General features: G+C 60.1%; 13 protein-coding genes and 1 pseudogene. 11 read left to right on the top strand and 3 right to left on the bottom strand.

From position 1 onward, the window contains the following. Window positions 1–538, top strand: a 538-nt coding sequence (locus AC1D1Z_RS28010) for a sugar phosphate isomerase/epimerase family protein (RefSeq protein ID WP_477852249.1), incomplete at its 5' end; no start/stop codon positions are given. 92 nt (window positions 539–630) lie between these two features. On the opposite strand, the gene AC1D1Z_RS28005 is transcribed toward AC1D1Z_RS28010, so the two are convergent. Further along, on the bottom strand, window positions 631–1,392 hold the full coding sequence (locus tag AC1D1Z_RS28005; RefSeq protein ID WP_018245741.1) for a DeoR/GlpR family DNA-binding transcription regulator: 762 nt from the start codon (window positions 1,390–1,392) through the stop codon (window positions 631–633). 245 nt (window positions 1,393–1,637) lie between these two features. Between AC1D1Z_RS28005 and AC1D1Z_RS28000 the strand changes: the two genes are divergently transcribed. The 8 genes from AC1D1Z_RS28000 to AC1D1Z_RS27965 all read left to right on the top strand — a co-directional run bounded on the left by AC1D1Z_RS28000 (window position 1,638) and on the right by AC1D1Z_RS27965 (window position 9,395). Then, the gene (locus tag AC1D1Z_RS28000) at window positions 1,638–2,438 is read left to right on the top strand and encodes a beta/alpha barrel domain-containing protein (protein WP_018245739.1); all 801 of its coding nucleotides are present in this window, start codon (window positions 1,638–1,640) and stop codon (window positions 2,436–2,438) included. Window positions 2,439–2,441: 3 nt separating this feature from the next. Continuing rightward, window positions 2,442–3,383: a PfkB family carbohydrate kinase gene (locus AC1D1Z_RS27995; protein ID WP_018245738.1), complete on the top strand. Its 942-nt coding sequence runs from the start codon at window positions 2,442–2,444 to the stop codon at window positions 3,381–3,383. 335 nt (window positions 3,384–3,718) lie between these two features. After that, window positions 3,719–4,864: an ABC transporter ATP-binding protein gene (locus AC1D1Z_RS27990; RefSeq protein ID WP_020572891.1), complete on the top strand. Its 1,146-nt coding sequence runs from the start codon at window positions 3,719–3,721 to the stop codon at window positions 4,862–4,864. A gap of 126 nt (window positions 4,865–4,990) precedes the next feature. Continuing rightward, window positions 4,991–6,067 carry a Gfo/Idh/MocA family protein gene (locus AC1D1Z_RS27985; protein ID WP_026188705.1) on the top strand — a complete coding sequence of 359 codons (1,077 nt, stop codon included), beginning with the start codon at window positions 4,991–4,993 and terminating at the stop codon, window positions 6,065–6,067. Continuing rightward, window positions 6,067–6,912, top strand: a complete 846-nt coding sequence (locus tag AC1D1Z_RS27980; protein WP_018245735.1) for a sugar phosphate isomerase/epimerase family protein — start codon at window positions 6,067–6,069, stop codon at window positions 6,910–6,912. Before AC1D1Z_RS27985 ends, AC1D1Z_RS27980 begins: the two co-directional genes overlap by 1 nt. After that, window positions 6,909–7,718, top strand: a complete 810-nt coding sequence (locus tag AC1D1Z_RS27975; RefSeq protein ID WP_477852247.1) for an alpha/beta fold hydrolase — start codon at window positions 6,909–6,911, stop codon at window positions 7,716–7,718. Before AC1D1Z_RS27980 ends, AC1D1Z_RS27975 begins: the two co-directional genes overlap by 4 nt. 4 nt (window positions 7,719–7,722) lie before the next feature. After that, window positions 7,723–8,424: a ribulose-phosphate 3-epimerase gene (locus AC1D1Z_RS27970; RefSeq protein WP_477852245.1), complete on the top strand. Its 702-nt coding sequence runs from the start codon at window positions 7,723–7,725 to the stop codon at window positions 8,422–8,424. 14 nt (window positions 8,425–8,438) lie between these two features. Next, a complete protein-coding gene (locus AC1D1Z_RS27965; protein WP_018245732.1) occupies window positions 8,439–9,395 on the top strand; it encodes an ROK family protein in 957 nt (318 codons plus the stop codon). 27 nt (window positions 9,396–9,422) lie between these two features. Here AC1D1Z_RS27965 and AC1D1Z_RS27960 read toward each other — a convergent pair whose 3' ends face one another. Continuing rightward, a complete protein-coding gene (locus AC1D1Z_RS27960; RefSeq protein WP_018245731.1) occupies window positions 9,423–9,818 on the bottom strand; it encodes a DUF4112 domain-containing protein in 396 nt (131 codons plus the stop codon). Between the two features lie 287 nt (window positions 9,819–10,105). Further along, the gene (locus tag AC1D1Z_RS27955; RefSeq protein ID WP_477852244.1) at window positions 10,106–11,923 is read right to left on the bottom strand and encodes a methyl-accepting chemotaxis protein; all 1,818 of its coding nucleotides are present in this window, start codon (window positions 11,921–11,923) and stop codon (window positions 10,106–10,108) included. A gap of 224 nt (window positions 11,924–12,147) precedes the next feature. On the opposite strand from AC1D1Z_RS27955, the pseudogene AC1D1Z_RS27950 reads away from it, so the two are divergent. Next, a pseudogene (locus tag AC1D1Z_RS27950) lies at window positions 12,148–12,397 on the top strand (plasmid stabilization protein). After that, window positions 12,394–12,807 carry a PIN domain-containing protein gene (locus tag AC1D1Z_RS27945; protein ID WP_477852243.1) on the top strand — a complete coding sequence of 138 codons (414 nt, stop codon included), beginning with the start codon at window positions 12,394–12,396 and terminating at the stop codon, window positions 12,805–12,807. Before AC1D1Z_RS27950 ends, AC1D1Z_RS27945 begins: the two are co-directional and overlap by 4 nt. Window positions 12,808–13,028 lie beyond the last annotated feature (221 nt).

The raw sequence follows: 13,028 nt of genomic DNA, 5'->3' as shown, positions 1-13,028 counted from the left end.
GCGATGGGTCGATTTCGCGGCGAACTTTCCCGGTGCGATGGTATCGATGGGATCGGCGACGGTCGTCTCGGATGGTCCACTCGATGAGAAATTCGCCATTGCGGCCGAGTGCTACAATCGTGCGACCGAGATCGGACAGTCGGCTGGCGTCGCCGTTGCGGTCCATCCTTCCTCGCACCACAACACGCTCCTCTTCACCCGCAACGACTATGATCGCCTCTTTGCTCTCTTGGATCCAGGCGTGGGTTGGGTGCCGGATACCGGCCATATCCTGCGTGGCGGCCAGCAGATCGGCGATACGCTGGCGGCCCACCGGGACCGGATCCGCTACGTGCATCTGAAGGATGTTGACGCCGGCGGGACCTGGGCGATGCTGGGGGAAGGCGTCTGCGACGTGCCTGCCGTGATTTCGGCCGTTCGGGATGCGCCGAACTTTATCGGCTGGATCGTGGTCGAGGAAGAATCGGACCATGCCGGAACCGATCCTGCCGCGGCCGTTCGCGCGAACCGCGAGACCCTTCGACGTCTGGGATTTTAGCCCTTCTCGTATTCCATGGCGTCGGCCAAAGCCATCCGTCGACGCCAAAGCCTCTCCTGTCTCTCTTGTAAATTGGAGAGGTGGACTGCAGGTCACGCGTAGCGAACCTCCACGCCCAGCTTGTCCAGCCGGTGGCGAATGCTGTGCGGCATGTTGCTGTCCGTGATGATCAGGTCGACGCGCGATAGCGAGAAGGCTTTGGAGGAGGCGCCGATGTCAAATTTGCTCGAATCCGCCACGAGGACGACACGCCGGGCCATGCGAACCAGGTTGCGCTTGGTTCGCGCAATATCCTCGGAGACATCGACGACGTCGAAGGCCTGATCGATCGCGTGGGCGCTGACAAAGGCCTGGTGGGCGACGAGGCCGCCGACCGCCTTGTCGGAGTCCGACACAATCGTGCTCACGGTGCTGGGAAATACGCGGCCGCCGATCATGTGCACGTCGAGCCCTGGACGGTACATCAGATGCTGCGCGATGTTCATCGCCGTCGTCGCAACCACGACGTTGTTGACCGGGGGCATCTGCATGGCCACTTGCAACAGCGTCGAACCGCTGTCGAAGACGATTGACTGATTGTCGATGATCTGCCGCGCAGCCATCTGGGCGATGCGTCGCTTCGCATCGAAATTGCGCTGCATGCGTTCCTCAAAGGCCGCCGCTGGCGAGTCGGACGGCAGGGCGATTGCCCCGCCATGTGTTTTGATCAGTTGCTTCTTCGCGTCCATGATTTCGAGGTCGGAGCGGATCGTCACTTCCGAGACCTCGAAGAATTCCGCGAGCTGGCGGGTGCGTGCCTGACCGACCCGTTGAAGTTCCAGCATGATCTGCTGCCGCCTCTGCTCTGCAAGCATTTGTGATCCCGACCTGTCGCCTTTTGCGACCATATGACTTTTGAAAAACGAAAGTTCGCCGCCTTATCCTACGGCTCTTGCTGCAAAAATAGCCGCATGATGACGAAAATGCACGTCAAAAATTCATCATCCATGTAAAAACGAAAGAAATCGAAATATTGAATATTTGTTTGTTTTCGAGTTAGGGTTTCTTCAGCATCGGCGCCAGCAATCGCAAAGCCGGCAATCACGAAGGAAGTATCGCCATGGGTCTCGGAACCAAAGTCCGCCTCGCACGCCTGTTCTCGAACCCATCGGGTCATCTGTTCGGAGGCGCCGTCGATCATTTTGTCGGTTATGGCAATGTGCGTGAGGGCGGGCTTGCCGACCTGCCGGGTGCGCTCAGACGCGTCATGGCGGGGGGACCCGACTACATCAGCATCCAGCCTGGCGCGGCGCGCCACCTCTGGTCGGAATATGCCGGAAAGGCAGCGCTCGTCATTCAGGGTGGTTGCTTCACCGCTGACGACCGCATTCGCCAGCTTATTGCGACCCCGGAAGACGCGGTGCGCTATGGTGCGGACGCTCTGGCTGTCGCCATTCCCGTGCGCGGCGCCACCGAAGGAGAATATATCCGCTGGCTCACCGATACGGTCAACGCCGCCGCCCGCTTCGAGATGCCGGTCGTTGCTCATGTCTATCCCCGTGATTTCTCCGACGGCGGCAAGATCGTGTTCACCCCGGATGAGATTGCCTATGCGGTGCGCATCGGATTCGAGGCCGGAGTCGACGTGATCAAGGTCGGCTATACCGGCGATTTCGAATCCTTCCGCGAGACCGTTGCGACCTGCCCGATTCCGGTCGTGATCGCCGGCGGCCCCAAGACCGAAACGCTGCTCGGAGCGCTCGTCCAGACCTCGGAGGCATTGCGCGCTGGAGCCAAAGGTGCGGTCGTCGGTCGCAACCTTTGGGGCCACGGCGATACGACCATGGCTGCGCGTGCCTTCAAGTTCGTCATTCATAAAGGCATGACGCCGGAGGATGCGCTGGCGGCGGCCGGTGCTTGAGACGTGTCGCGCCCTTTCCAGGTTCTGGGCTTCGGCGCCCTGGCAATCGATGACATCATCTATGTCGATCGGGGGCTGACGGCCGGCAAGGGAAAAGTGATTAAGCGTGCCACGGACCATGGCGGCAACGTGGCGACGGCCCTGGTTGCCGCCGCCCGGCTTGGTGGGCGGGCCGGCTTCATAGGCTGGCTCGGCGATGAGCCAACGGCCGATGTGGCGGGTAGCGAACTCGAGCGGGACGGCGTCGACATATCGCTGGCTCCCCGCCACGCTGATGCCGCGCCAATCCGCTCCGTGATCACGGTCGGTCCCGACGGCGCCCGGTTCATCGCTTATGACGACGATGTGCTGCACGGGACATCCGATGCACTGCCCGACGATGTTCTGATGCAGGCCCCGGTCCTGCTGATCGATGGCTATGCCACGCACGCGGAAAGTGTCGTGGCGCGCGCACGCGCCCTGGGTCTGGCCGTGATTGCCGATATCGAATGGACGGTCGGTGCCGCGACAGACCGGATCCTGGCTTTTGCCGATCATCTGGTGCTGCCGCTCGCCTTTGCGCAGGAATACACCGGCGAAGGTGATCCCACGATGATCCTGGAGAAGCTCTGGTCCGGGGATCGGTCCGCGGTTGTCCTTACTGATGGCGAACGAGGAACCTATCTCCGCCAGAAGGGCGATACCGTCAGGTGGCATGTGCCGGCCTATCAGGTTCAGGCGGTCGATACGACCGGCGCCGGTGATTGCTTTCACGGTGCCTACGCCCTTGCCCTCGCTAGGGGTAAGCGCCCGCTTGATTGCGCTGCCTATGCCACGGCGGCGGCCGCCATTTCCGTGACCGCACGGGGAGGGCGCCGAGGCCTGCCGGATCACCGGACGTGTCTGGCATGGATGGCGGCGGAGAATGCACCTGCGCCGCTCCCGATGTCGGGATGCCAAAAGTGAGCGCAGGTGTGACCGGTGTCGACACTGGTCGACCGGCCGAGCGGTGCGTCGCTGATCTGCAATTGAAGCGCCTTGCGAGATCTATTGACAGTCATGGCGTTGGCCATAAAAGTTACGCGCGATAAAAAATATAATTCCGCAAATGAATATTCGTTTGATATGGAATGATGATATTTTTCAACTAGATACGATTTGTTTCCGATAGATTGTGATGAATTCCCCTCGATTCTTTTGTTGACTTTGACGCTCAGGCCTGAGCTTTCTTGTCAAAAGGATCGGAGACGGCGGGGAGCGCCGTTCAAGATGTGATCCGGACTGGTACGGGAGGACGAGACGTGGCTGTGGTTGTACTCGACAAAATCTGCAAGACCTATGGAAACAGCTACCATGCGATCAAGGATCTGAGCCTGACGATCCATGATGGCGAGTTTCTGATTCTGGTCGGGCCGTCCGGATGCGGAAAATCGACCGCTCTGCGCATGATTGCCGGGCTCGAGGAAATCAGCAGCGGAACATTGAGCATCGGCGGTCAGGACGTCGTGGATCTCGCGCCCAAGGACCGGGACATTGCCATGGTCTTTCAAAGCTATGCGCTTTATCCGCACATGACCGTGTTCGACAACATCGCCTTTTCGATGAAGCTGGCCGGAAAGAACAAGGCCGAACGCACCAAACGCGTGCATGAGATCGCCAAGATCCTGCAGCTGGAATCCTTGCTGGGCAACAAGCCCGCACAGCTTTCCGGCGGCCAGCGCCAGCGTGTTGCGATGGGCCGCGCCATGGTCCGTGAGCCCGCGGCATTCCTCATGGACGAACCGCTCTCGAACCTTGATGCGAAGCTGCGTGTTCAGATGCGGGCGGAGATCGCCAGCCTGCAGAGACAGCTGGGCGTGACGACGATCTACGTGACGCACGACCAGACCGAAGCGCTGACCATGGGCGATCGGGTTGCGGTGCTGAAGGGCGGCGTGCTTCAGCAAGTGGATACGCCCAAGGCTCTGTATCACCGCCCRGTCAATGCGTTTGTCGCCGGCTTCATCGGTTCGCCGTCGATGAACCTTTTCGAAGGGCGTCTGGAGGGCGGGCGGATCCATCTGCCGGGCTTCTCCATTCCGTTGTCCGACGGCGCCTTCGAACGCGCTCCCGGTCTTTCCGCCTTCGAGGGAAAGGCCCTGATCTTTGGGGTCAGGCCCGAGGACCTCTACGACAGCCGGTTGCCGTCGGGTGCCTCCCATCCGACGATCCCGGTTGTCGTGAAGTCGATCGAGGAGCTAGGCTCCGAGTTGATCGTGCATTTGAAGATCGACGCGGTCCGGATCGACTCAGGCGACCCCGATGCTGTCGAGGACTTGAGCGGGGCCGCCAACGCCGTTGCGCGGTTCGAGGCTGTCAGTGCGGTCGAGACAGGCCAATCGATCAATGTGGCGATCGACCCGGCGAAACTGCACTTTTTCCATCCTCAAACGCATATGGCGCTCTGAATTGACGAGGGAGCAGCGGGCGGCGCTGGTGGCGGCCCGGCCAGAAGACGTCGTTGACGTTTGAAAGCATTCCATCCGACGCCGAAACCGGCGTTCACTTCAATATCCGACCCGAAGGGCTTTTCGATGCCAGCAAAACAGGAACGACGTCTCCGCATCGGCGTATTGGGAGCGGGCCAGATTGCCCAGGCCGCGCACTTCGAGAGCTGCACGAAGGCAGCCAATGCCGACCTCTATGCGATTTGCGACGTTGCCGAGGATCTCCGTGAGCGTATGGCAATCACCCACGGGGTGGAAAAAACCTATGACGATTACGATAAGATGCTGGCCGATCCTGACCTCGATGCCGTGGTGATCGCGACCGCCGATGCCTTTCACGTCCCGGCTTCCATTCGCGCCCTTCAGGCAGGCAAACATGTCCTGTGCGAGAAACCCGTCGGTGTCACCGTCGAGGAATGCCTTGAACTGAAAGCTGTAGTCGACGGGGCGGGAAAGGTGTTTCAGGTCGGGCATATGAAGCGTTTCGACGCGGGGCTCCAGGCTGCCAAGTCCTTCATCCGCGATGAAATGGGCGAAATGGTTGCTCTGAAAGCATGGTATTGCGACAGCACGCACCGCTATCCAATGACCGATGCGGTCCAACCCCTGATCGTCACCAGCGCCAATGCGCGGAAGCCCACCGCCAATCCGAAAGCCGACCTGCGGCGCTACTACATGCTTGCCCACGGTTGCCATCTGATCGACACCGCACGTTATTTCGCCGGCGACATCGTTTCCGTCAACGCTCGCCTGTCGGAGCGCGCCGGTATCTGGTGCTGGTTCGTGGACGTGGAATTTGTCTCCGGCACGCTCGGCCATCTCGATCTCACCGTTCAGGTGCGCATGGACTGGCACGAAGGCTTCCAGATCTATGGCAAGAATGGCAGCATTTTGGGCAAGACCTATAACCCGTGGTACTACAAGACCAGCGAGGTGGACATTTTCCGAGAGGCGGACGGCGCGACCCATCGAGTTCTCGGTGCCGACGGCCATTTCTATCGCCGTCAGGTCGAAGGCTTCGCCCGCACCATTCTGGATGGCGCCGTGATGGAAGGCGCCGACATCGATGACGGCCTGGCATCCGTACGGGCGATGGTCGCCGTCGCGCGTTCGGCCGAAAGCGGTAAGGCGGTTGCGTTGGCCGACGTCACGGGTGGCGTGTGATGAAGCTCGGCATTTTCGCAAAGACCTTCGAGGGAACGGAACCGGTAAGCGTTCTCAACTCGGTCGCCGCGGCCGGGTTCACCTGCGCCCAATATAATATGGCCTGCTCGGGCCTTGCGCCGATGCCGGAGATCATTACGGAAGCCCAGGCCAGCTCGGTCGCCGAAGCCGCGCGCGAGAGCGGCGTCGAAATCGTTGCCGTTTCCGGCACTTTCAACATGATCCACCCGGATCCTGCCGTTCGCGAGGCCGGCCTTCGTAACCTCGCGACGCTGGCCAAGCGCAGCACCGGCATGTCGACCGCCCTGATCACGCTCTGCACCGGCACACGCGATCCCATCGACCAGTGGAAGGCCCACGCCGACAACAATACGCCGGAGGCCTGGCGGGACCTCCTCGAAGCGATGGGAACGGCCATCGAGATCGCCGAACGCTACGATGTCGATCTCGGCATCGAGCCCGAGCTTGCCAATGTCGTCAACTCGGCTGAGAAAGCCCATCGGCTGATCACGGCACTAAAGAGCCCCCGCATCAAGATCGTGCTCGATCCGGCCAATCTCTTCGAGCTCGCGACGCTGGATGAGCAGCGGAGCATCGTGTCTTCCGCCATCGACCTTCTGGCCGATCGGATCGTCATGGCGCATGCGAAAGACCGCAATCGCGACGGTAGTTTCGCGACCGCCGGCAAGGGCGTCCTCGACTACGCGCATTATCTCGGCCGTCTCAAGGCGATCGGCTTCGAGGGCAGTCTCGTCACGCATGGTCTTTCGGCTTCGGAGGCGGCCGGTGTGGCGGCCTTCCTGAAGAATAGCCTCGACGGTCATTCTGCGGGGGCAGGAAGATGAGACGGGCTCGACCGTTCGAAACCAGCGACGGGACCATTCTCAATGTGGATATGGCGGGCGAGGGCGCGTCCGCCATATTCCAGCATGGCTTATGCGGAGACGCGGCGCAGACCGACGAAGTCTTTCCGCTCGAAGCGGGTTTTCGCCGGGTAACGATCGAAGCGCGTGGCCACGGCCACTCCCAAGCCGGCAATCTGGAGCGGTTGTCGATCGCGACCTTCTGCGATGACATCGCCGCCTATATCGAGAAAAACCTTACGCCGCCGATCGTGATCGGCGGCATCTCGATGGGTGCTGCGATCGCCTTACGTCTCGCGGTCAAGCGGCCCGATCTTGTCAAGGCTCTGATCATCRCAAGGCCGGCCTGGCTGACGGCACCCGAGCCGGAGAATATGGCGCCCAATGCCGAAGTCGGGCGGCTTCTGAAAACTCTGCCGCCGGATGAGGCAAAGACTACGTTCCTGGCAGGGCCGGTGGGCGTGCGGCTCGCCGCCGAGGCTCCGGACAATCTGGCGTCACTCGCCGGCTTTTTCTCCCGCACGCCTTTGGATGTGACCGCCGAACTGCTCACCAGGATCTCAAATGACGGTCCTGATGTGACCGACGAGGAGGTCGGCAATATCGCCGTACCGACGCTCATCATCGGCCATGATCGGGACAGCATTCATCCTCTTGGCCACGCATGTGCTCTTGCCGAGCGCATTGCCGGCGCGCGTTTCGTGCAGATCACATCGAAGACTGTGAGCCGTCCGCAATATGTCGCCGACTTCCGGCTTGCCATGGGCCATTTTCTGAAGGAGCTCTGAAACAATGACGACCCCCTCCAAGACCTGGATCGCTGATCTTCCGAAGGATCGCTTGATTGCTGAATTCTCCATCTGGTCGGCCGATCTTGTGCGTCTCGCCGATGATCTGATGCGTGTCGATCCGCACGTCGACATCCTCCATATCGATGTCGCCGATGGTCATTTCGCGCCGGCAATGTTGTTTTTCCCCGATCTCGTCGCCGGGGTGCGCAAAATTTCCGCACGCCCGATCCATGTTCACCTGATGGTCGCCGACAGCATCATCCTGTCGCAGATCGAGCAGTTCGCCGATGCGGGCAGCGACCTGATTAGCCTGCATGTTGAAAACGAAAGCGTCGCAGACCAGGCGCTCGATCTCCTCGATCGCCGCGGCGTCGCCGCCGGCATGGTCCTCAAAGTCGATACTCCCGTCGAGCGGGTCGAAAGATACGTTTCCCGGCTGAGTTTCGTGACGCTGCTCGGCACGGCGATCGGTGTGAAGGGCCAGGGCCTCGACGAAAAGGCCGGCGCCCGGCTTCAGCAGGCCAAGCAGATCATCGCCGGCTGCGGCGCGGCGCATCGGATCGTGCTTGCGGCCGACGGCGGTATTCGCGAGCACACCGTGCCTCACCTGCGCCAATCGGGTGCGGAGACGGTCGTTCTCGGTTCCCTGGCTTTCAATGCGCCGTCGCTCGACGAGCGGATGKCATGGGTCCGCGCACTCTAACTGATGGTCTTCACATGCAGCAGGTTGCCATTGGAATCGACCTCGGTGGGACGCAGGTACGCGCTGCCCTTGTCGACGAGCAAGGCCGGATTCTGGCGCGCGCAGCCGAACCGACGGATGCGCTGGCGGGTCCCGACCGCGTGCTCGCCCAGATTTGCGGCCTGGCCGATGGACTGCTTGCAGCATCGAACCCGGCTTCGGTGGTGGGCGTCGGCGTATCCGCTCCGGGCCCACTCGATACGGTTGCCGGTGTCGCGACTGATATCCCGACCCTCTCCGGCTTCGTCGATTTTCCGCTGAAGGCGGAGTTGCAGAAGCGGTTTCCGTTTCCTGTCGACCTCGAGAATGATGCTATTGCCGCTGCCATTGGTGAGTGGCAGTTCGGTATCGGCAAGGGGCTTGATAACCTTGTCTATGTCACGGTCAGCACCGGAATCGGCGGCGGCGTTATCTCGGATGGTCGCGTGGTGCGCGGCCGCAAGGGCATGGCGGCTCATGTCGGCCACATGTCGGTCGTGCCGAACGGCGAGCCTTGCCCTTGCGGCAACAGGGGTTGCTTCGAGGCCTATGGATCCGGACCGGCTTTTGCACGACGCGCCCGCATAAGGGCCATGGAATCTAGCGGGACGACGATAGGCAGCAATGACGGAGCCATCGACAGCCGCAGCATCTTCGCGGCCGCTAGAAATGGCGATCGTCTGGCAAATCAACTGGTTGACGAGGAAGCAGAAATTCTCGGCCGCGGCTTCACCAGCCTGATCCATATCTTCAGTCCCGATATCATTGTGATGGGAGGCGGGCTTTCCCACGAGTTCGATCGGCTGCAACCGGGCATTCAAGCCTACATCACGCAATGGGCCATGCCGGCATTCAAGGATGTCAAGGTGATGCTGGCAGCATTGGATCAGAACTCTGGCCTCGTCGGCGCGGCGGCCCTGGCGTTTCTGACGAGAAAGGGCGCTCGGACGTGATCCAGACCGGCGAAGCGATCGGCTTCGTCAGATGTGCCGATTCAGCTCGTCTTCGCCAATCCCAAAGTGGTCGAGGATGATACCGACGTTTCGGCGATGAGACTTGAAATAGACGTCGAAGAGATCGCCGATCAAGGGAACCGTTCCGCCTGCGGCGTCGATCCCGAGATTGACGGCCATACGGGCGAGCTTATGGGTGGGAACACCGAGGCGTCTTGCCTCATCGATGATGAAAAGACCGATCAGAGATCCGGCAATGTCGCCGACGGCCGGGATAAGGCCGAGAATTGAGTCCGCGCCGATCCGCACGCCGATGACAGGCAATCTGACCGCAGTATCCATCATGCGCGCTATGCCGACAGCGCGCCGAATTCTTCCAAGCTCGATAGAGGTCAGGTGTTTCGCGCTGGCGGAAGCTGGCATCAGCAGCCTTTTGGCACGAACGATCGCTCCGCCCCCTCGAGTATGGGCGTGGGAGCGATTTGGTCGCATTGCCGCGAAATAGTCCGACGCAACGAAAGGCCGGTGCCATCATGATTTTCCATTGCCGTGAAACGCTGCAAACCCGATAAGGTTCGCCCGCGAAAGCAAGGATCATCTCTCGTCGGGAACCACGATCAATTTCAAGGCCGGCGATTGCGTTGCCGTCGTGGCGATTGTCTTGGACTAAGGTTGCCGAAAGAGCAGGGGCTTCCGTTGCCGCTCCCGCCTCAAGCAGCTTTCTGCGGTCTGGACGTGCTGGCTCCCGCATCGACCTGAAAGCGGTTGACGACCCCCTCCAGTGTCTGCGTTTGGCTACCGAGGGCGCGGCAGGCCGAGGCAGTTTCGACGGCCATGGCAGCGTTGCGTTGGGTTACCTGATCCAGGGCGTTGACGGAGGTGTTGATCTCGCCGATCGCTACCGCCTGTTCGGAGGATACCGAAACGATGCGGGCGATCAGGCCGGCAACCTGCTCGACCTGGCCCTCGATTTCCAGGAGCGCCTTGCCGGTGCGGTTGACGAGTTCCACACCGGTGGAGACCTGGGCCGAGGAGGTGGAGATCAGAGCTCTGATCTCCTTGGCGGCGTTGGCCGAGCGCATGGCAAGTTCACGCACTTCCTGCGCCACGACGGCAAAACCCTTGCCTGCTTCGCCCGCGCGCGCTGCTTCAACCCCGGCATTGAGCGCCAGAAGATTGGTCTGGAAGGCGATTTCATCGATGACGTTGACGATGGCGCCAATCTGGGAGGACGAGCCTTCGATCCTTTCCATGGCGGCGATTGCTTCGCGAACGACGGCTGCCGAATGTTCGGCGCTGGTGCGGGTCTGCGCCATCATGCCGGTTGCCTTGCCGGCATGGTCGGAGGCGTCTTTGGCTTTGATATTCATTTCATCGAGCGCGGCTGTGGCCTCTTCGAGCATCGCGGCCTGCTGTTCCGTGCGCGACGCAAGACTGTCGGCTGCATCGGTGATGCCGGCCGAGGAGCTGCCCACTTGCTTGGAGGTCTGGGCGATCTCCGCCATCGAAGCGCAAAGCGCGTCCATACTATCGTTGAACTTCGCGCGCAAAGTCTCGTAGGCAGCGGCAAAGGGTGTCTTGATCCGGCAATCGAGGTTGCCGGTCGATAGCTGTTCCAGTCCGTATGTCAGCTGATCGATCACCGTTTCGCGGATCTGCTCCTCTGCGGCCCTTTCGGCCAGCTGACTGCGTTCACGCTCGAATTCCGCATCGCGAAGTGCGGTCTCGCGCTTCTGTGCGTCCTGCCGCTCGAGTGCGTTGCGGCGGAATACCGCGACGGCCTTGGACATGGCGCCGATCTCGTCGGAACGGTTGGCGTAGGGAACGTCGGTCGAAAAATCGCCTTCGGCAAGATTGCCCATATAGGCTTTCATGCCATCCAGGGGCACGATCGCCCGGCGACGCAAGAGATACAGTCCCACCAGCAATAGGCCGAACGATCCGAAGCCCGCAGCACCCGCATAGATCGTCCAGGTCACGATCTCCGAGGCTGCATTGCGTTCCTCACCCTTCAGGAAGGCGTCGGAATTGGCAACGAGTTTCTCGACCRTGTCCTGGTGCGAATGAAAGGCGACGCGCAACTGCTCGATTGCACCGTGCGCCTTGTCTTCATCCCTGGCATTCAAGGCCGGGATGATCTCATGGTTCATCACTTCCCAGAATTCATYGCCCTTGGCGATGACATCGTTTTCAAGCTCGTCCTTCAAGGCTTGCGGCAGCCGGGTGGTTTTCCAATAGGCGCGGCGGTTGTCGTAAGCGGCCTTGAGATTTGCGATCTTGGCAAGATTGGTGTCGGTGAGTTCGGGAAATTTGCTCGCCTCGAAGGAGAGCATGTAGGATTCGACCACAAACAGCGGCGGCGGCAGAATATCGGCAATCAAATCCTTGCCGTAGACGACCTGCTCGTAAACCGGCCCGTTGACCTTGAGCCGTTCGAGCGCCGATTGCTGCAATCCGATCGACATGAAAAGACCGACTGAAACGGCGACGCCGAACGCCACCAAACTGCGAGCAATGGTGAATGCCAAGACTGTCTCCAAATAACTTTGGCTTCTCTACTTCGAGAGACCTGATCTACGTATGGCATTATTTCGCAAGAACACTGAAATGTGGTTAATTATTCTGACATTGGAGCTTAGCGGCAGCCGTCCATTATTGGGTTGATGATTTACGAAAAGCAATGGTATCAAGCCATCACTTGCCATCTTGATGGCTAACGCTGCCTTTATATCCTATCGCAAAGGAGATCGGCATGGCCGAACCTCAGCTTTCTGTACGGAGCGCAAAAGCGCGTGATCTTGCTCACCGGCTTTCCCGCCGTGAAAACCGCTCGATAGCCGACATTCTCGAAAGGGCCCTCGAATCGTATGAAATACGCGAAGCCGGAAGAGAGCCGGCTGTGTCCTTCTATGCCAGGGCTTTCGCAGCAAAGCGGGACGGATATCGACCTCGAAGCCGTTATCAACGAAGGCAGGCAGGTTCATAAGGGCATCGAGCTTTGATTTTTCTCGATACCAACATTGTTTCGGAAACTTTGATAAAATCACCCAATGAAGCTGTGATCTCATGGCTCGTCCGCCATGATGCTGAATTGGCGCTGMCGACAGTAACGATTGCCGAGATCGCTTTCGGTATCCAGAAGATCCGGCCTGATCAGCGAGCCGAACGCCTCGAGCAGGGACTGTCCGATTGGCGTCGTCGCTTTGCAGCCCGGATTTTTGGCCTGACCGAAGAGGCCGCTCTTGCTTATGGTGACATTATGGGTTTGGCCGCTCGTCAGGGGCGCGGGATGTCAGTGCCGGATGGCATGATCGCCGCTATCGCGCGGGTCAATGGTGGGCGACTTGCGACGCGAAATCTGGGCAATTTTGCGACCTCAGGTCTTCAATTGATCTCGCCATGGGAGTTTTGACGTCTCGGAAATGCGTGGGCGCTGGTACTTGGGTATCGACACCTTTCAGGCCAATCGCATGAGCATTTCATTCAGGTTGCCGATCTGGCGGAGCAGTTCGACCAACTTATCCGTGTCGTCTTGACTGAGCCGGCCCGTTCCGCCGCTGCTTTTCCAAAGATGTTGAAATTCTTGGCTCGTCTGTAGCGCGATGCCCATGATTTCGATGATTTGCGTACGGT

It is taken from the genome of Rhizobium sp. P1_E1, assembly GCF_056406015.1.
Note: the sequence above shows the minus strand (reverse complement) of the source record. Positions and strands in the feature narration are given on the sequence as shown.